Raw genomic sequence first — 20,354 nt, 5'->3', positions numbered from 1 at the left:
TTTAAAATTTAAAATTATAAGTAATTGTAGGTACTGGTACAGAGAAAATAGAACTTTTATAACCTTTTATAGCTCCGTCTTCTGTCACAAAATATACTGAAAAAGGATTGTTTCTTCCTAAGACATTGTAAACAGAAATGTTCCAAAAACTATGAGCCAATTTTTTAATTTTATGATTGCCTTCAATATTAATACCTAAATCTAATCTGTAATAATCTGGTATTCTGAATTTGTTTCTTTCACTGTAAAAAACATAATCTTCGCCTTCAAATTGATATTGACCTATTGGATATGTAATGGGTCTACCAGTTTGATAAACAAAGTTTGCTGAAAAACTGTATCGTTTTGTCAATTTGTAGTTAGCCACAATACTTAAATCGTGTGGCTTATCAAAATTAGAATCAAAATAATTACCATTATTAACACGGTTCTCACTAAAGTTACTGTTTAGTTTAACCAAAGATTTAGAATAGGTATAACCTATCCATCCGTTTAGATTACCTTTTGTTTTTTTAAGTAAAAACTCAACGCCATAGGCTTTTCCATCTCCTTGTAAAATTTCTGTTTCTATAGAATTGTTTAATAACAATTCTGCCCCAACCTTATAATCTAAAGTATTTTTAATTTTTTTATAATAAGCTTCTAGGCTTAATTCATACATGTTTCCCTCAATGTTTTTATACAGACCAAGTGCATATTGATTAGCCCTTTGAGGTTTTATATTATAATCAGAAAGTTTCCATGTATCTGTTGGCGAGGCTGTTGTGTTATTAGATAAGGTGTGAATAAATTGATAGTTATTATTGTAACTAGCTTTTATTGAAAGACTTGGACTTAAAGAGTATCGAGCTGATAGCCGAATTTCAGGACCTCCATAGTTTTTTACAACTTCATTTTTTTTATAATTTAAAGTATCTATTCCAGTAGCTTCATTTCTGGGTAAATCATCAGCATACGCTATTTGACTTGCTTTGCCTAAAAAGGCATAATTAGAGTATCTTAAACCTGCATTAATTGTAAAATCATCATTTATATTATAGTCATCAGAAACAAACAATGCCGATTCTAATGCTCTTTCTTGGTCAATGGTTGTTGGTATTACAATTGAATTACCTCCATTTGGTGTTTTTTTACCTGGTTTGTTATTGTATAATTTTCCTGACAATCCATAATCAAAAGTATGCTTACTATTTGGTTTGTAAGACATTAATAGCTTAAGTTCCGTTTCTTGAACTTTATAAGCAAAATCAAAGTTGCTATTTCCATTGCTACTTTCATAATCAATATTAAAGTTATATTTACTATGTGCTAAAATGAGACTGGCTTTATTTTTTGTATCAAATTTATGGTTCCATCTCAATGAAAGTAACATATTACTATAGCCATAAACAGAATCTGATGCAATGCTAAAATCATCTGAACTGTAATATGCGGTAGCAGAAAGGTCATTGTTCTCATTAAAAGTATGTGTGTACTTAAGTATGGCATCATAAAAAGAGGCATTGCTATTTTCTAATTTTTTTTCATTAGTAGCTTTTAAAAGCCAATCTGAATATGTTGCTCTTGCTCCAACAATTAAAGATGATTTTTCTTTAACAATTGGAGTTTCAAAAGTTAAGTTACCCGTTACCGGACCAATAGAACCTTCTCCTTTAAATTTCTTAGTATTTCCTTTTTTAGTATTAATATCAAAAACAGAAGACAATCTACCTCCATATTTTGCAGGAATATTTCCTTTATAAATATCTAAACTTCCTGTAGTATATGGATTCAACGCCGAAAATATCCCAAAAAAATGAGTGGGGTTATAAATTACAGCATCGTCTAATAGCATTAAATTTTGGTCGGTTCTACCTCCTCTAACATTGTAACCAGCCGCTGCTTCACCGGCAGTAGAAATTCCCGGTAGGGTAGTAGCCACCTTTAAAACATCTCTTTCTCCTAAAACTAACGGGATTGTTTTTGTACTTTCAATTTGAATTTGAGTAATTCCAGTTATTGATTGTCTTATGTTTTTATCTTTATTTACATCTATAACAACTTCATCTAAAATTTCTGGATTATCGGCCATACTAAAATTATAAACACCATTATTATAGATAATAATTTTAGCCCTAATATCTAACATACCAATTGATTTTAACCTTACATAATTGATACCAATTGGCAGTTTTATAGAATAATTACCATCTAAATCTGTAATTGTATTTATATTATGATTAGGTACGCTAAAAACCAAATTAGGAATTGGCATTTTAGATTCTGAATGCACAACTTTACCAGTAAGAATAAACTCCTGCAAACCATCATTTTTATTCTGTTTACCTATTCTAATGGTTTTTAAGTTAGTAGTGTTGTTTGTTCTATTTTGAGAAATAAAAACTGGTTTTTTTCCTTTAGATTCTGAAAATTCATTTTTATCCTTTTTTAATGGATCACTTGGTAGTTTATCGTAAATAATATTGTTTTGAGTTAAAATGATTTTATTTTTTTTCGTTATAAAATAATTGATTAATGTTTGCTCAAAAATATCATCTAAAATTGAAGAGAGTGTTGTGTTGGAATATTTTCCTGAGATTCTATAATTGTCATTAAACCAACTGTCAATATAATAAAAACGATAATTGGTTTTTTCTTCAATTACTTTTAAAACATCAGTAATACTTTTGTTACCATAATCAATGGTAATTTTTTCAGAAGCATTTTGGGCTACTGCAATGTGAAAATTTAATATTAAAACGATTAAAGTTAATTTTTTCATTTACTCTTCTTCTATATAATTTTCAATTTGTTGGATTATTTTTTTAAAAAAAGTATTCTTACTTGATTTTTTCAAATGTTTATTTTTTTTGTAAAGGAGGTTAATTTCTTTTTTTAGACTTGGGAAGGTGTTTTTTAGATCTTTTTTATTATTAACTTCGTAATAAACCGTGTTATAAAGCAAAAAGTTCTTCTCTTTTTTTAAAAAATTATCGTAGATAAGATTTCCCTTGATATATTCTTCTTTTTGCTTATAGTGTTTCGTGTAAAAAACGAATTGGCTACCAATTTTTGTAACTTCATAGAAACCAGTTAGTTCAAAGTATTCATTTTTAACATTCAAAAAATAAAAATTCTTCTCATGAATAGTAAAGGCATTAACAAAACCTTTGTTAAGTTGAACGTGACTATAATTTCCAGATGAGTTTTTAAGTTTGGCTATGATCTCATCGTTATAAATATCATACTTTATTGATATATCATAAAAATTTTGATTTTTAAACGCTATTGTTCCAGTAATAAAGTCATCATTTATAAAAAAGTTATGATTTTTATTTTCAGTTCTATACGTTTTAGTATAAAGTTCTCCATTGAATAAATCTGTATTCTCTTGACCTATGCTTTTGTCAAACCAATTATAGTAGTTTTTTTCGTCAAGATTAGGCTGTGCTAAAGTAATTGTGCTATTACATAAAATAATAAAAAACAATAGGTAACGACCAATAAAGGTATAATTCATATTAAAAAATAATATCTATTTATTCTAATGAGCTAATATAGAATAATTTATCCAATAGATTGTCTATGCAGATTTTTTCAGTTTGTATTCTAGATGAATTACTTGAGGAGAAGTTCGTATTGATTATTGAAATTAAAATCCCAAATGCTGCTTTGATTGTCTAGTGCGATTCAAAAGAGCAGTCAATAGTAAATTTAAAGAGACTCAATAAATATGAAGTTCCAAAAGAAATATATATTATTAAAAAGTTCGTTGAAACGGAAACAAAAAAAAATCCAATGTACTTTGACATTGGATTTTTTTTTTAATAAGAAGAAATAGGTCTATTTAAAAAAATCTGAAAGACTGCTGAAAAAACCTCTTCGAATTTCAGGAGCTTCCATTCTTGATCTTTCATAAAATACTTCTAAATCTTTTAGTTCGCTTTTGTCAAGCCAAATGCCGTGACCATTAACACAAGAATCTATATAGATTTGAGAACAATAGCCATATTCTCTACGTTCCATTTCTCTATCACATTTTGGACAATTTAGTAAAGGCTGATCTTTAGATTTTGCCATCAATATAGATTTACCTACATAATCAGGTATGCGAGCTAATTCTTCCTTGTAATCATTTATTTTAACGTCCTGAATTTTTTCTAATTCATTAGCATCAAGCCAAATACCTCCACATTCGTTACACGCATCTACTTCTACAGTATTTTCATGCATTCTTTTTTCTAATTCTGAACCATCAATTGGACATTTCATATTGTACTATTTAATGTTTTTATTTTTTTCTCTATTCTCTATTCTCTATTCTCTATTCTCTATTCTCTATTCTCTATTCAACCAATACCCATTCTCCTTTTTCAATTAAAGGAATAGCTTGCTTAAATTTAACTTCTTTACTTTCACCATTCATTACATGTTTGATGGTAACACGCTCATTTCTTCCTATTTTACGTTCTTGACGTACAATAGTTTCGGTAACATGTTGTTCTTGTGTTTGATTGGTGCTTGTATCTTGAGTAGGACTGTTATAATCCGCTTTGCTAACTTGTACTTTTTCTCGTTTTTGCTCTTTAGCTTGAGAAATTTCTTGAGCATTTTGATTTGGTAATTCTCCTTTAAATAAGAATGACAACACTTCTTTATTTACCTTAGTCAACATTTTTTTAAACAATTCAAACGCCTCAAATTTATACACTAAAAGTGGATCTTTTTGTTCGTAAGTGGCATTCTGAACGGACTGTTTTAGCTCATCCATTTGACGTAAATGATCTTTCCAGGTTTCATCTATAATAGCTAATGAAATATTTTTTTCAAAATCGGAAACTAATCCTTTTCCTTGCGATTCATAAGCTTCTTTAAGATTAGTAACCACATTTAGAGTTTTAACACCATCCGTAAAAGGTACTGCTATACGTTCATATTGATTGCCTTGTTTTTCGTAAACATCTTTAATCACAGGGAATACAGCTTCAGCGTTACGCTCAACTTTATTTTGATAGTGTTTATAAATAATTCTAAACAGTTCGTCAATTAAATCTTGCTCTGGTTTCGTTTCAAATTCTTCTTTTGTAAACGGAGAAGAGCTTGAAGAAAAACGAATTAGTTCAAATTCAAAATTGGAATAATCATTAGAAGCTTTGTTATCTATTACAATAGTTTCACAGGTATCATAAACCATATTTACAATATCAACCTGTAAACGTTCTCCATACAATGCATGACGACGACGTTTATAAACCACTTCACGTTGAGAGTTCATAATATCATCATATTCTAACAATCTTTTTCTAATACCAAAGTTGTTTTCTTCTACTTTTTTCTGAGCTCGTTCAATAGATTTTGAAATCATAGAATGTTGAATCATTTCACCTTCTTTCAATCCCATTCTATCCATCATTTTGGCAACACGTTCCGAGCCAAATAATCGCATTAAATTATCCTCTAAAGAAACATAAAATTGAGAAGATCCTGGATCACCTTGACGACCAGCTCTACCACGTAATTGTCTATCTACACGACGAGAATCATGTCGTTCAGTACCAACAATGGCCAAACCACCTGATGCTTTAACTTCAGCAGACAATTTAATATCCGTACCACGACCAGCCATGTTTGTTGCAATTGTTACTACACCAGGATTACCTGCTTCGGCAACAATATCAGCTTCTTTCTTATGCAATTTTGCATTTAATACATTATGAGGTATTTTTCTGATGGTTAACATTCTACCTAATAATTCAGAAATTTCAACAGAGGTTGTACCTACTAATACAGGTCTTTTTTCTTCAACTAATCTTACAATTTCATCAATGACAGCATTGTATTTTTCGCGTTTAGTTTTGTAAATTAAATCCTCTTTATCCTTACGCACTAAAGGAACATTAGTTGGTATTTCAACCACATCTAATTTGTAAATTTCCCAAAACTCACCAGCTTCAGTTACGGCAGTACCTGTCATACCAGAAAGCTTGTTGTACATTCTAAAATAATTTTGCAGCGTAACAGTTGCATACGTTTGCGTTGCATCCTCAATTTTAACATTCTCTTTTGCTTCAAGTGCTTGGTGTAGTCCGTCAGAATAACGACGACCATCCATAACACGACCCGTTTGCTCATCAACAATTTTAATTTTGTTGTCCATGATTACATACTCTATATCTTTTTCAAATAGGGTATAGGCCTTTAAAAGTTGATTTAACGTATGGATACGCTCACTTTTTATACTAAAATCTCTAAACAATTCTTCTTTGCCTTTGGCAATATCTTCAGGAGTTTCATTTTCCTTCTCAATTCGGGCAATTTCCATACCAAGGTCAGGTAGTAAAAAGAAATTATCTTCTTTATCTTTTGTACCTGATAATTGCTCAATACCCTTATCTGTTAACTCTATAGAATTATTTTTTTCATCAATAACAAAATAAAGAGCCTCATCAATTTTTGGCATTTCTTTATTGTTATCCTGCATAAAATGATTTTCAGTCTTTTGCAGTAATTGTTTTATACCTTCTTGACTTAAATATTTTATTAATGCTTTATTTTTTGGTAAACCTCTGAATACTCTTAATAAATGAATAGCACCTTCTTTTTCATTACCTTCTGCAATCATTTTTTTAGCATCAGCTAAAACACCAGTTAGAAAAGTTCTCTGTTTACTTACAATATCATTAACCTTTGGTTTTAACTCATTAAATTCATGTCTATCACCTTGAGGTGTAGCACCTGAAATAATTAATGGAGTACGAGCATCATCAATTAAAACTGAATCTACCTCATCAATAATGGCAAAGTTATGTGGGCGTTGCACTAAATCTTTCGGTGCATGTGCCATATTATCACGCAAGTAATCAAAACCAAATTCGTTATTTGTACCATAAGTAATGTCAGCGTTATAGGCCTTTCTTCTGGCATCAGAATTAGGTTTGTGGTAATCGATACAATCAATACTTAAACCATGAAATTCAAATAAAGGTCCCATCCATGCAGCATCACGTTTGGCTAAATAATCATTTACCGTAACTACGTGTACACCGTTTCCAGTAAGAGCGTTAAGGTATATGGCTAATGTGGCAACTAATGTTTTACCTTCACCCGTCATCATTTCAGCAATTTTACCTTGATGTAATACCGAACCACCAATCAACTGTACATCATAATGAATCATGTCCCAAGTAATTGGTTTCCCAGCAGCATCCCAAGAGTTACTCCAAATAGCATAATCATCCTCCAAGACAACGTAATCGTTATCGGCAGATATTTCTCTATCAAATGGTGTTGCTTTTACTTTTAGCGTTGTGTTGTTTACCAAACGCTTTGAAGTTTCTTTAATTACAGCAAATGCTTCAGGCTGAACATCTAATAATACTCCTTCAGAAGCTTGATAAGCATCTTCATTTAGTAAATCAATTTCTTTATAGATTTCTTCTTTACGATCTATATTAGAGGTTTCAATCTCAATATTTAATTCAGCTATTTTATCATCAAAGGGTTTTCGAGCCTCCTTTATTTTTTGTTTAAATTCTAAAGTCTTACCCCTTAATTCATCAATAGAAAGTTTTTCCATTTGGCTTTCAAAAGCCCTAACGTTAGTTACTATAGGTTGTAATTCTTTTAAGTCTTTTTTCTTTTTATCGCCCACAAAGACTTTAAGGACTGAATTTAAAATACTCATATGTTTCTATTTTATATTGAACTAAATCAATATTTTGATGTGTTTTTTATTGTAATTCTTATACTATCAATTAATTTTTTTAGATTTAATCAGTCTAGAAAAACTTAGACCTAAACCTAATCCAATTAATAAACCTGAAATAAAATCGATGCCATCATTGTCAAAAAGGTAAATTGATAATAGACCTACGGTTATAATTATCAAACCAAAAATTTCGATTTTACTCATAGTCAATACTTTACACAAATATAAGAATCTGTGTTTTATAGATAGTTAATTTTTATATAAAAAGGTGAATAAAAACCAAAAAAAAAGTCTCATTACGAGACTTTAGATTTTTTAATATTCATCTTCATTCCATAGGAAATCTTCATCCGTTGGATAGTCCGACCATATTTCTTGAATAGACTCGTAAGAATCATCTTCGTCTTCAATTGCTTGCAAGTTTTCAACAACTTCAAGCGGTGCACCAGTTCTGATAGCGTAATCAACTAACTCGTCTTTGGTGGCTGGCCAAGGAGCATCACTTAAGTAAGATGCCAATTCTAAAGTCCAATACATAATTGTAATATAATTTTAATATTTTGCAAAAGTAATTTTTTTAAGCACAAAAGCAAGTTTTTTATGTATTATTTTTCAAATTATAAAAGAACGTTCTTTAATCTTAATAAATTATCATCAACTTAATTGGTTTTAATAACGAATACAGGTTGATGTTGCCATTTTTTTTTACTAGAAATCCAAATAGGCTTTCTAAACTAATTTTTACTAGGTAGCCAAGGTATCTCCTCAACATGATTATCGTAAGTCAATTTCCGTGCCAATACAAAAAGGTAGTCTGATAGTCTATTTAGATACATGATTATATGATCATTAATAGGGTCATTTTCATTGAGCTGAACAGATAAACGCTCAGCACGACGACAAATGCATCGAGCTATATGACAAAATGACACAGTTTGGTGACCGCCCGGTAATACAAAATGAGTCATTTGGGGTAATGATTGCTGCATTGTATCTATTTCATTTTCCAAATATTGGATGTCAGACGCTGTAATTTTTGGAATATTTAAACGTTCCTTACCATTTTTTAAAGTTTCCTTTTCAGGAGGCGTGGCTAACATAGCACCAAGTGTAAACAATTCATTTTGAACTTTTAGTAGTGTTTTAGCTGTAGGTTCCGTAATTTTTTGATCTTTTAACAAGCCAATGTGCGAATTTAATTCATCAACAGTACCATAAGCTTCAATACGTAAATGATATTTAGGTACACGGGTGCCTCCATAAAGTGAAGTTTGCCCTTTGTCTCCAGTTTTTGTATATATTTTCATTCATTCAATGTTTTATAATATTCTTATTATAAATAAGCTAAATGTTTCCAGGCATTGTTAAGCTCACTTAGAAACTTTATGATATCAAGAGTTTTGAAACGCCAATGTTTGTTCTAACTTATTTAAGTTACAAAGTTATTGACTTATTAGGTGATTAAAAAATTTAAACGAGATGGGTTTTCAAAGTAGGTCTAATTAATTTATAAGACCAGACCATTTTAAAGTGATCATTATAAGTATTAAAGATACACCTGCTATAAATAGGGCTTTTACAACCTTATCCCAGAATTGGGGACCATAAGGTTCTGAATCTTCGTTTTTATCGAAGTTATGACGAAAGTGAGGCATAGTCGTTTTGTTTGAACTCAAAATTAAGGCATGTTCGTTTAATAGAAAAGTGAAGTAATCAAATTGGGGGAAAACCCTAGAGCAAAAAGGGGAAAAATCCCCTATGTTATGATGGAAAAATAATTGTAACTATCTTTGTGTTATAATAAAATGTAAATGCCCGAAACAATTTTTAGTATTCTATTAGGTATTGGCCTGGCGGCTTCGGTGGGTTTTAGAATATTTGTACCACTTTTCGCATTGAGTTTAGCTTCGTATTATCAGATTATTCCCTTAAATGAAAATTGGGAATGGATAGGTAGTTCTGCGGCTATGATTACGTTGGGTATTGCAACTGTGGTTGAAATTGGTGCCTACCTTATTCCTTGGTTAGATAATTTATTAGATGTTGTTGCTGTGCCTTTGGCAGCCGTTGCAGGTACCGCAGTAATGTTATCAACAGCGGCCGATTTAGACCCAATAATAACATGGTCTTTGGCAATTATTGCAGGTGGAGGAACGGCTACTGCTATTAAAGCATCTACAAGTACGGCAAGATTAACAGCAACAGCTACCACTGGTGGTATTGCGAACCCCATAGTGTCAACAGTTGAATCAGGTACCTCAATAATTATGGCTGTTTTAGCTTTTGTGGCTCCAGTTTTAGCCATAGTTTTTGTAATTATTATATTGTGGTTATTATTTAAAGTATTCAAATGGTTTAAGCCAAAAAAACAGATAGATGGATAACAGTGCACAACAAAACGGTATTTTTAAAACATTACAAATTATTTATGGAGCTTTAATTGCAGGTATAGTAGTATTCTCAGTTGTTGCTTTTATCCTAATTGATACACCAGTATACGATATAGATATTACCAATATTTTTACAATAGTGGTACCGATTATGGCTGTTGGTAGTATCTTTTTTAGTGATTCTGTATACCAATCTATGGTTAAAAGAATTTCACCAAATAATACTTTAAATTCTAAATTAGCACAATACCAAATCGCAACTATTGTAAAAGGTGCTTGGTTAGAGGCCCCCGCACTTATTGCTATTGTTGCAGCTTTTCAATCGAATAATATCATCTTTTTATTCGTTTCTATACTTATGGCCGTCATTATGTATTTAAAATTTCCCAAAAAAGAAATCTTTAAACAGGAAGTCAAATTGAGTTTTGAAGAAAAAACGAAATTCGATAGATTTTAAGACTTTAAGAAAGTAGACCGTTGGCAGTAGCAGTAGGCAGTCTTTTATGTGCAATAAAGTATATTTTTACTTATTTTTATAAACCTTTGTGAAACTCATACTATCTCTGTGGAATAATTTCAAGTAAAACTATTCAACTTTCAATCTTAAATTCAGCATTAATTTCAGATATTTGCAGCTTATTAAAAAAATTAATGGCACAAAAACCAAGCATACCTAAAGGGACAAGAGATTTTTCACCAACGGAAGTTACACAACGAAACTATATTTTTAGTGTTATTAAACAAGCATTTGAGAATTACGGATTTCAACCTATTGAAACACCGAGTTTTGAAAACTCTTCAACACTCATGGGAAAGTATGGCGAAGAAGGAGATCGATTGATTTTTAAGATATTGAATTCAGGCGATTATTTATCTAAAGCAAATGAGACGGCTTTAACTGAGAAAAATAGTAATGCTTTAACAACTTCTATCTCCGAAAAAGCACTTCGGTACGATCTTACAGTGCCTTTTGCCAGATATGTTGTACAACACCAAAACGAAATTGAATTTCCTTTTAAACGTTATCAAATGCAGCCCGTTTGGCGTGCAGATAGACCTCAAAAAGGACGTTTTAGAGAGTTTTATCAATGTGATGCCGATGTAGTGGGAAGCACTTCATTATGGCAAGAAGTAGAATTTGTACAATTGTATGATGACATTTTTACCAAACTAGGATTAAAAAATACCATTATAAAAATAAACAACCGAAAAATACTTTCTGGTATTGCAGAGGTTATTGGTGCTTCTGATAAATTGATTGATTTTACAGTTGCTCTAGATAAGTTAGATAAAATTGGTAAAGACGGTGTCATTAAAGAAATGCTAGGTAAAGGCATAACAGAGGAAGCCATTAAAAAAGTAGATCCTTTATTGCAATTGCAAGGAGATAATGATTCTATGTTAAAAGAATTGAAAGTTATTTTAAAAGATTCCGACCAAGGTTTGCAAGGTGTTTCTGAACTAGAGTTTGTTATTAATAATGTAGCAAAACTAGGTTTAAATACCAGTAGTTTAAATCTTGATGTTACGTTGGCAAGAGGGTTGAATTATTATACAGGAGCCATTTTTGAAGTTGCTGCAGACCAAGTGAAGATGGGATCTATTGGCGGTGGTGGAAGATATGATGATTTAACTGGAATATTCGGATTAAAAAATATGAGTGGGATAGGAATCTCATTTGGATTAGATCGGATTTATCTAGTGTTGGAAGAATTAGGTTTATTTAAAAAAGTTGAATTGCCTAAACCAAGGATTTTATTCATCAATTTTGGAGAAAATGAGGCTTTTTATTGTTTAGAAACGATTAAAAAATTGCGTGAAAATGACGTAAAATCAGAGTTGTATCCAGACACTGCCAAACTGAAGAAACAGATGAATTATGCCAATAAGCGTGATATTAATTTTGTCGTTCTCGTTGGTGAATCTGAATTAAAAGAAAGTAAGTATACTTTAAAAAATATGAAAAGTGGAGATCAAAGTTCTTGTAATTTTGAAACCTTACTTAAAGCAGTAAAGAATTCGTAAATTTGCAGTGTCCCCTTGAGGGGAATTTAGGAGTGTTTTTACAATCCGAAAGGATAAATATATTTCATTCCAATATTGATAATTAAAAGATTAAAGAAAATGTTTGAAGGAAAAAACGGTAAAATTAATTCCGAAATTATGGAAGACGAAATAGGTGATAATCATATTGCAACTACAGCAACAACACCTCTACGCGATGATGCTTTTGAAGTATCTGATACTGATAAAATGCTAGCTATTGAAGAGAATATGGCTCAGATTTTACATACCTTAGGTATGGATCTAACTGACGATAGCATAAAAGGCACGCCACGACGAGTGGCTAAAATGTTTGTTCAAGAAATTTTTTCGGGCTTAAACCCTAAAAATATGCCAAAGGCGTCTACTTTTGATAACAATTACAAGTATGGCGAAATGTTGGTAGAAAAAAATATTACGGTATACTCTACCTGTGAACATCACTTATTACCAATAGTTGGTAGAGCCCATGTCGCTTATATTTCAAATGGAAATGTAATTGGCTTATCAAAAATGAACCGTATTGTAGATTATTTTGCAAAACGACCACAAGTACAAGAACGTTTAACAATGCAGATTGTTCAAGAACTGCAAAGAGCATTAAATACAGAAGATGTTGCTTGTGTTATTGACGCCAAACACTTATGTGTAAATTCACGTGGTATTCGCGATGTAGCAAGTAGTACTGTAACTTCTGAATTTGGAGGTAAATTTAAAGAGGCTGCCACCAAACGTGAGTTTCTAGACTATATTAAGTTAGAAACAAGCTTTGAGTAAGTTTATTAAAAAAGTGCCTTTATTGTTTTGGGGATTGATTCCTCTTATTTTAATTTATGGTTTCTTAAATAGAGAAGAAGCTTTAGACATTAACATCTATGATTCTTATTTTATTTTTCAGTTATATTTTGTTTTAATACCACTTTGCTTGTATTTGTACCTTGTTGGTTTAGGGTATTATTTATCGTATCACAGTAATACGTTTAAACCCTTGAACTTTCTTACGATAACGCATGTTTTTTTAACAGTAATAGGTCTATTAATTTTATTTTTCGTTCCTCAATCTCCTAGTTTTTATTCAAATGATTTAAATGCTAATGCAAGGTATATTATGTTATATCAAAACTTACGAAAGTTTGCTGTCTTAGGAGTTGTGTTTGCCCAGATTATGTTTTTAATTAATCTTACTATTAGTATTTTCAGAAAGCGTTAGAGTCCTAAGCTAAAGCACTCAAAAATTGCAACGTATCAATGCCATCTGCATAATCGGTTAAGCTAGGTTGTTGTGTTTCTCCAAACTTTACGGCGTTTTCTATGGTATTACTAACCACACATTGTATTTGATCTTTATCCGCCTCAAGTTTAAGTTGTAAAGAAGTTAAATCGTCATAATACTCATAGAATGCTGTAGCAATAGGCGAGGAGTAGCTATTATCTTCCTTTATCATAAAAAAGCCATTTTCTAAGATATCAAATTCACTCATTAGATATACAGCCTTATTATAATCATAATTGTTTTCGTATTTTTTATAATTGATAATGTCCTTATATTCAAAAATAGCGTTAAAAAAAGGATCAAAATTATAACCTTTTGGTACATATAATTTAGAAATACTTCTACATCCTAAGCCGAAATACCTAAAAATATCTTCTCCAATACCTTTTAATTCATCTAAACTGTCGTTTTCCGTAATTACAGCAACACTATTTCTATTGTTTCTTATAATATGAGGTTTATTACCAAAATAATATTCAAAATACCTAGCTGTATTATTACTTCCTGTCGCTATAGTCGCATCAAAATCGGTTAGTTTACCATCCGTAAAATCTATAGTTCCTTTAAATTCGGGTTCAACATATTCTAAATATTTGGCCAATAGAGGCAGTAAATGCTTATCATTCGATGATTGTTTAATACGAATAGCATGCCCTGAGATTAATACAGATAAAAAATCATGAAAACCAACTAGAGGAATGTTTCCTGCCATAATTACGGCTATCGTTTTAGGATTGCCGTTAGTCAAATTATACGAAGAAGTCCAATTTGTTAAGGTTTCTAAATTCAGTAATTTAGTCCAACTTTCTATTCCATAAAGTACATTTTCTTTTGTAAACCAACTATTAAATTCTTGAGCTCTGTTTATTTGAAGTTTAACGGCATCAAAAAAGAGATCATTAAGCATTACATTCTCCTTTTTCTCCATTTTATCTTGAGAAAATTGACTTAAAAATTTCCCTAATTCAACAAAAGCATTGATTCTTTTTTCTAATATCATTTTCAGTTTTTTATCGTTTGTGTATAAAAATAAGTATGATTTTTGTAACCTTAGCCTTGTTTTCTCTACCCAACACTGCGTAAAAAAATAGTAAAGCTATTATTCTGAAAATATTTTTGGCTTAATCCGCTAAAAAAATTAGCAACAACTAAGTTAAAATACCACACTTCTTTTTAAACAAGAATTTTGTAACTTTGTAGCAAATTTAAAGTAAAAAAACAAATGGCAATTATAATAACTGACGAATGTATAAATTGTGGGGCTTGTGAACCTGAGTGTCCAAATACTGCAATTTACGAAGGAGCCGAAGATTGGCGTTATAAAGATGGTACGTTGCTTGATGGTGATGTGGTTTTACCTAATGGAAAAAAGGTAAATGCAGGTGAAGATCAGGAGCCTGTAAGTGATGAAATATATTTTATAGTACCAGATAAATGCACCGAGTGTAAAGGGTTTCATGATGAACCTCAATGTGCGGCAGTTTGCCCCGTAGATTGCTGTATACCTGATGATGAACATGTAGAAAGCGAAGAAACATTGTTAGAGAAGCAACGTTTTATGCATCCGGAGTAACGATGTGTTCAGTTACCTATTGGTGTTTTTTTGAAGTGAATTCAAACGTTATGTCAATGAGGTAATCGTCTAATAGATTTATTTTAGAGCTGTTCCTTCAAATTCAATTCGGGAATCTTTAATAGCTACAAGTTCAGATAATTCATAAACATTTTTATAGCCATAGCCGTAAAGGTTAATGTAAGTGGGTATATTTAGAGCTAATGCTAAGTTCTTTTCTTTAACGGGTAATACCATTTTTGTAGCAAAATGAATGAGGTCATTGTCAATATTATTGTTGCAATATATTAATATTTTTGTATTGGTATCAGGTATTAAATTTCTCAGATTTTTATGGGTAAAGTCTGTAAAATCTAAGTGAATAGCCCCTTTAATATGTTTTTGTTCATAACGTCTATCTGAACGCGTATCTAATAGTACTACATTTTCATGTGTACTCATCGCTAAAAAATCATCAAGATTTATTAAACGTTCTGCTCGGTGATTTTCAACTTTATTTACTAAGGCTTTAAAATCGTCAAAACTAACTCTTGACGGTGGGGTAGAAATTTGTTGTTGTGCATTTGATAATTGGCCAACAGCTAAAAGGATAAAAAATATATTTCTCATTTTTTCATGTTTTAATGTGATCAAAAGTCTATTATATCATTATAGTATCCAATTGATAATGAGTAACACTACCTTTTCAATGCGTAAAAGATGTTTTTAAGTTTTATTTAGAATTTGCATTTTGTTTTTTATAAAAACTTAACCCTATATTTGCACCTCGAATTTTTAGAAATAATAAGTTATGAAGGCAGGTATCGTAGGGCTTCCAAATGTAGGTAAATCCACACTTTTCAATTGTTTATCGAATGCAAAGGCACAAAGTGCCAATTTTCCATTTTGTACTATAGAACCAAATATTGGTGTTGTAAACGTTCCAGATAAACGTTTAGAAAAATTAGAAGAACTCGTTAATCCAGAACGTGTTTTACCAGCAACCGTTGAGATAGTTGATATTGCAGGATTGGTTCGTGGAGCAAGTAAAGGGGAAGGGTTAGGGAATCAGTTCTTAGGTAATATTAGAGAAACAGATGCAATTATTCACGTATTACGTTGTTTTGATAATGACAATATCATCCATGTTGATACTACCGTTGATCCAATTCGTGATAAAGAAACGATAGATATTGAATTACAATTGAAAGATCTTGAAACGGTTGATAAAAAGCTTGAAAAAGTAAAACGTACGGCTAAAACAGGAAATAAAGAAGCTCAAAAAGAAGAAATTGCATTAAATAAAGTGAAGAAATCATTGGAAGCAGCTGTTTCTGTTCGAGCTGTTGAATTAACCTCAGAAGAGCGAGAAGAATTTATTAAACCTTTACAATTACTGACAGACAAGCCTATTCTTTATGTTTGTAATGTAGATGAAGCTTCTGCTAAAGATGGAAATGCATATGTAGAATCAGTAAAAAAAGCAATTGCCAATGAAGATGCTGAGGTAATTATTTTAGCTGTAGCAACAGAAGCAGATATTACGGAACTAGATTCTTATGAAGAACGAGAAATGTTCTTAGATGATTTAGGTCTCGATGAGGCAGGTGCATCTAAATTAATTAGAGCTGCCTATAAACTATTGAATTTACAAACGTATTTCACAGCAGGAGTTAAAGAAGTAAGAGCATGGACCATCTTAGTTGGAAGTACTGCACCACAAGCAGCAGGTGTAATTCATACTGATTTTGAAAAAGGTTTTATTCGTGCAGAGGTTATGAAATATGACGATTTTGTAGCATATGGTAGCGAAGCGAAAGTGAAAGAAGCAGGAAAGTTATCTATAGAAGGTAAAGAATATGTAGTTCAAGATGGTGATGTAATGCATTTTAGGTTTAACGTTTAAGTTAGATTTAAATAATCGGTTAAGGTTATTTTTAAAATAGCTTAATGCATAACATGTGTAATGTATACATGTGAAATGAATAGTAAAAAGTCAAAAGCCGTTAATCATTATACGCCAATCAAAAAATAAGCATGAAGTTTGATTTAAAAATAACTGATACTACTTCCAAAGCAAGAGCAGGTACCATTACAACTGATCATGGGGTAATAGAAACCCCTATTTTTATGCCTGTGGGTACTGTGGCATCTGTAAAAGGTGTTCATCAACAAGAGCTTAAAAAAGATATTAATGCTGATATAATTTTAGGAAACACATATCATTTGTATTTACGCCCAGGTACTAAAATCTTAGAAAAAGCAGGTGGTTTGCATAAATTCATGAATTGGGATAGACCCATTTTAACAGATAGTGGAGGGTATCAGGTGTATTCGCTTTCTGGTAATAATAAGATTAATGAAAAGGGTGTCAAGTTTAAATCGCATATAGACGGTTCAATGCATTTTTTCACCCCAGAATCATCAATGGATATTCAGCGAAGTATAGGTGCTGATATAATCATGGCATTTGACGAATGTACACCGTATCCTTGTGAATATAATTATGCTAAGAATTCAATGCATATGACGCATCGTTGGTTAAAACGATGTATCAATCATTTAGTGAAAACACCGGAAATTTACGACTTTAAGCAGGCATTTTTTCCAATTGTTCAAGGGAGTACATATAAAGATTTACGAAAACAATCTGCTGAGTTTATCGCTTCAATGGGAGCTGAAGGTAACGCCATTGGTGGACTCTCTGTAGGTGAGCCGGCTGAAGAATTGTATGAAATGACAGATATTGTTTGTAGTGTGTTGCCTGAAGATAAACCACGTTATTTAATGGGCGTTGGTACACCTATAAATATTTTAGAAAATATAGCTTTAGGTGTTGATATGTTTGATTGTGTAATGCCAACAAGAAATGCTAGAAATGGTATGTTATTTACGGCACACGGTAGTATTAATATAAAAAACAAAAAATGGGAAGATGATTTTTCTCCCATAGACGAAATGAATATTACATTTGTTGATACTGAATATTCTAAAGCTTATTTACGTCATTTGTTTGTTGCAAAAGAATATTTAGCGAAGCAAATTGCAACCATACACAATTTAGGATTTTATATGTGGTTGGTTCGTGAAGCTAGAAAACATATCTTAGCAGGAGATTTTACCACTTGGAAAAATAAGATGGTAAAACAAATGGATAAAAGATTATAATATAAAATAATAAAAAGAGCAGGTTTGTTTTCGCCTTTTAGAAGGTTATTTTGAATTTAATTCAGAATTGTAAATAGTCAACATCTCATTTTATTAGAATCTGAAGAAATTTAGATTGACAAAAATTTTAACTTTAAGATAGCTATTAGGTTGAGATGAGAATTCTGGATAAATACATACTAAAAAAGTACTTTACCACTTTTATTTTTACATTACTAATTTTGATACCTATAACTGTTGCTATAGATATTTCAGAAAAGTATAGTAAATTTTTAGATCATGCGGACTTAGGTGTAGGAGAAATTATTAGCAATTATTATATTCCTTTTATTATCAATTATGGAAATACATTTATGCCATTGGCACTTTTTATTTCCACCATATTATTTACTTCAAAATTAGCTTCTAATACAGAAATTGTAGCTATTCATAGTGCAGGTATTCCCTATAAAAGATTTTTAAAACCCTATTTATTAGGTGCCATTTTAATTGCACTTATATCTTTAACTGCCAACCATTTTTTATTGAATAAATCCAATAAAACTCTTGAAGATTTTGATGAAGCCTATATACGTAGGGAGAAAAAAACCAAAACATATGTAAACGAAGCGAATTTACAATTGTCAGAAAATGATATTGTTTACTTTAAGCGTTTTACTTTTTCTAGAAACCACGGAACTAATTTTTCTTATCAACACTTTGATGGTCTTAATTTAAAATATATACTAACCGGTAGAACTATTAAATGGAATACAAAGGATAGTACTTATACCATAACTAATTATACGAAACGTTGGATTGGTAAAAAAAATGATAGTATTGAATCTGGTAGAAAGCTCGATACCACTTTTAATTTTATGCCTAAAGACCTATTGTATGTCGACTATTTGGCTATTGAAATGGCATCTCCTGAATTATATGCACATATAAAAGAATCTGAAAACAGAGGTGTTAAAAATCTGAATAAATACAAAGTTGAATTGTATTCTAGAACCACATTACCAGTCTCTTCCATAATATTAACGGTTATTGCGGTTTCCTTGGCCTCTAGAAAAAGAAGAGGAGGTATTGGTATTAATTTAGCAGTTGGTGTTAGTTTAATGTTCCTATATGTGTTTTTTATGAAAGTAACCGAAGTGTTGGGAGCTTCAGCAACGTATAATCCATTATTCATGGTGTGGATACCTAATATTTTATTCGGAATTGTTGCAGTCTATCTCTATTTTAAGGCTAAGAAATAATGAATGCTATTACTAAAAATTATTTTCATCTTCACTTTATAATTTTTATTTGGGGATTTACAGCTATACTTGGTGCTTTAATAAGTATTGATGCCATTCCATTGGTTTGGTTTAGAGTAACCTTGGCTACATTATTTTTATATGTTTTTATTCGGTTAAAGAAAGTAAAGATTCAAGTTCCTTTTTCTGTGTTAATAAGATACATTTTTGGAGGAGTATTGATTGCAATACATTGGATAACTTTTTTTTATGCCATTAAAATAGCAACCATTTCCATAGCTTTAGCAGCCATGTCAACGGGAGCTTTGTTTGTTACTTTAATTCAATGGACAGTATTTAAGAAAAAACTAATACCCTATGAATTGCTGTTTTCACTATTAGCAATAGTTGGGCTTGTCGTAATTTTTAATGCAGAAGGTCAATATTTTATAGGTATTGTAATCGCATTATTATCCTCTTTTTTATCGGCTTGTTTTTCAATTTTAAATTCCAATTTAATTAAGAATAATTCGGCAACGATTATTTCTTTTTATGAGTTGTTTTTTGCTTCCATTTTTATTGGAATTGTTTTGTTAGTTAATGGAACTATTGATGGTCAATTCTTTGTGCTTTCTAGTAGAGATTGGCTTTATTTATTGCTTTTAGCTTCCGTTTGTACGGCCTATGCCTTTGCCGCATCAAACCAAGTATTAAAAAGTGTAAGTCCTTTTACAATGATGTTAAGTATAAATTTAGAACCTATTTACGGAATTATCCTTGCCATTATTATTTTTAGAGAGAAAGAAATAATGACTACAAATTTCTATTATGGAGCATTACTTATATTAGTAACGGTTATTCTAAATGGTGTTATTAAATTAAAAAAGAAGCATAAAACTACTGTAGTTTCTAAAACTTAAATTACTTTCTCAGTGTCACTTTCGTTATAAAATCAACATTTTATATCTTTTATTCACGAATGTTTCAATTTCCATTATCTTTGTAAAAATCAAAAAAATAG

General features: G+C 30.9%; 19 protein-coding genes. 9 read left to right on the top strand and 10 right to left on the bottom strand.

All coding sequences use genetic code 11. The features are described from left to right. Position 1: 1 nt before the first annotated feature. The 8 genes from D3P13_RS13485 to D3P13_RS21950 all read right to left on the bottom strand — a co-directional run bounded on the left by D3P13_RS13485 (position 2) and on the right by D3P13_RS21950 (position 9,342). Positions 2-2,761 (bottom strand): TonB-dependent receptor, encoded by a 2,760-nt coding sequence (locus D3P13_RS13485; RefSeq protein WP_117883295.1) that lies wholly within the window; start codon positions 2,759-2,761, stop codon positions 2-4. Continuing rightward, complete coding sequence (locus D3P13_RS13480; RefSeq protein ID WP_117883293.1) at positions 2,762-3,499, bottom strand: hypothetical protein; 738 nt, start codon at positions 3,497-3,499, stop codon at positions 2,762-2,764. It abuts the gene before it with no gap. Between the two features lie 323 nt (positions 3,500-3,822). Beyond that, on the bottom strand, positions 3,823-4,251 hold the full coding sequence (locus D3P13_RS13475) for a TFIIB-type zinc ribbon-containing protein (RefSeq protein ID WP_117883291.1): 429 nt from the start codon (positions 4,249-4,251) through the stop codon (positions 3,823-3,825). Between the two features lie 73 nt (positions 4,252-4,324). Next, complete coding sequence (gene secA / locus D3P13_RS13470) at positions 4,325-7,663, bottom strand: preprotein translocase subunit SecA (protein ID WP_117883289.1); 3,339 nt, start codon at positions 7,661-7,663, stop codon at positions 4,325-4,327. A gap of 66 nt (positions 7,664-7,729) precedes the next feature. Next, entirely contained in the window at positions 7,730-7,891 is a 162-nt protein-coding gene (locus D3P13_RS21955) for a hypothetical protein (protein WP_157972919.1), read from the bottom strand. 111 nt (positions 7,892-8,002) lie between these two features. Further along, positions 8,003-8,224 carry a DUF2795 domain-containing protein gene (locus D3P13_RS13465; protein ID WP_117883287.1) on the bottom strand — a complete coding sequence of 74 codons (222 nt, stop codon included), beginning with the start codon at positions 8,222-8,224 and terminating at the stop codon, positions 8,003-8,005. A 197-nt stretch (positions 8,225-8,421) separates the two neighbouring features. Further along, entirely contained in the window at positions 8,422-8,994 is a 573-nt protein-coding gene (locus tag D3P13_RS13460) for a cob(I)yrinic acid a,c-diamide adenosyltransferase (RefSeq protein ID WP_117883285.1), read from the bottom strand. A gap of 195 nt (positions 8,995-9,189) precedes the next feature. Then, positions 9,190-9,342, bottom strand: a complete 153-nt coding sequence (locus tag D3P13_RS21950; RefSeq protein WP_157972918.1) for a hypothetical protein — start codon at positions 9,340-9,342, stop codon at positions 9,190-9,192. Positions 9,343-9,498: 156 nt separating this feature from the next. Between D3P13_RS21950 and D3P13_RS13455 the strand changes: the two genes are divergently transcribed. The 4 genes from D3P13_RS13455 (at position 9,499) to folE (ending at position 12,897) form a co-directional block, all read left to right on the top strand. Further along, on the top strand, positions 9,499-10,071 hold the full coding sequence (locus D3P13_RS13455; RefSeq protein ID WP_117883283.1) for a DUF4126 domain-containing protein: 573 nt from the start codon (positions 9,499-9,501) through the stop codon (positions 10,069-10,071). Further along, positions 10,064-10,534: a hypothetical protein gene (locus tag D3P13_RS13450; RefSeq protein WP_117883281.1), complete on the top strand. Its 471-nt coding sequence runs from the start codon at positions 10,064-10,066 to the stop codon at positions 10,532-10,534. The genes D3P13_RS13455 and D3P13_RS13450 overlap by 8 nt, the downstream gene beginning before the upstream one ends. A 194-nt stretch (positions 10,535-10,728) precedes the next feature. Then, positions 10,729-12,102 carry a histidine--tRNA ligase gene (gene hisS, locus D3P13_RS13445; protein ID WP_117883279.1) on the top strand — a complete coding sequence of 458 codons (1,374 nt, stop codon included), beginning with the start codon at positions 10,729-10,731 and terminating at the stop codon, positions 12,100-12,102. A 99-nt stretch (positions 12,103-12,201) separates the two neighbouring features. Next, on the top strand, positions 12,202-12,897 hold the full coding sequence (gene folE, locus D3P13_RS13440) for a GTP cyclohydrolase I FolE (protein WP_117883277.1): 696 nt from the start codon (positions 12,202-12,204) through the stop codon (positions 12,895-12,897). A 437-nt stretch (positions 12,898-13,334) separates the two neighbouring features. Here the strand turns inward: folE and D3P13_RS13430 are convergent, their stop codons facing one another. Beyond that, positions 13,335-14,393 (bottom strand): acyl-CoA reductase, encoded by a 1,059-nt coding sequence (locus D3P13_RS13430; RefSeq protein WP_117883273.1) that lies wholly within the window; start codon positions 14,391-14,393, stop codon positions 13,335-13,337. Positions 14,394-14,615: 222 nt separating this feature from the next. Between D3P13_RS13430 and D3P13_RS13425 the strand changes: the two genes are divergently transcribed. After that, complete coding sequence (locus tag D3P13_RS13425) at positions 14,616-14,966, top strand: 4Fe-4S dicluster domain-containing protein (protein ID WP_117883272.1); 351 nt, start codon at positions 14,616-14,618, stop codon at positions 14,964-14,966. A gap of 78 nt (positions 14,967-15,044) precedes the next feature. Here D3P13_RS13425 and D3P13_RS13420 read toward each other — a convergent pair whose 3' ends face one another. Continuing rightward, positions 15,045-15,575, bottom strand: coding sequence for a rhodanese-like domain-containing protein (locus D3P13_RS13420; protein ID WP_117883270.1), 531 nt, complete (start codon positions 15,573-15,575; stop codon positions 15,045-15,047). A 181-nt stretch (positions 15,576-15,756) separates the two neighbouring features. On the opposite strand from D3P13_RS13420, the gene ychF reads away from it, so the two are divergent. The 4 genes from ychF (at position 15,757) to D3P13_RS13400 (ending at position 20,253) form a co-directional block, all read left to right on the top strand. Next, the gene (gene ychF / locus D3P13_RS13415; protein ID WP_117883268.1) at positions 15,757-16,851 is read left to right on the top strand and encodes a redox-regulated ATPase YchF; all 1,095 of its coding nucleotides are present in this window, start codon (positions 15,757-15,759) and stop codon (positions 16,849-16,851) included. 131 nt (positions 16,852-16,982) lie between these two features. Beyond that, the gene (tgt, locus tag D3P13_RS13410; protein ID WP_117883266.1) at positions 16,983-18,113 is read left to right on the top strand and encodes a tRNA guanosine(34) transglycosylase Tgt; all 1,131 of its coding nucleotides are present in this window, start codon (positions 16,983-16,985) and stop codon (positions 18,111-18,113) included. Positions 18,114-18,268: 155 nt separating this feature from the next. Beyond that, entirely contained in the window at positions 18,269-19,354 is a 1,086-nt protein-coding gene (locus D3P13_RS13405) for an LptF/LptG family permease (RefSeq protein WP_117883264.1), read from the top strand. Further along, entirely contained in the window at positions 19,354-20,253 is a 900-nt protein-coding gene (locus D3P13_RS13400) for a DMT family transporter (protein WP_117883262.1), read from the top strand. The genes D3P13_RS13405 and D3P13_RS13400 overlap by 1 nt, the downstream gene beginning before the upstream one ends. Positions 20,254-20,354 lie beyond the last annotated feature (101 nt).

This window comes from Aureibaculum luteum, assembly GCF_003449015.1.
Taxonomy (GTDB): domain Bacteria; phylum Bacteroidota; class Bacteroidia; order Flavobacteriales; family Flavobacteriaceae; genus Aureibaculum; species Aureibaculum luteum.
The sequence above is the reverse complement of the archived record's forward strand: the minus strand, read 5'-3'. Positions and strand labels throughout refer to the sequence as shown.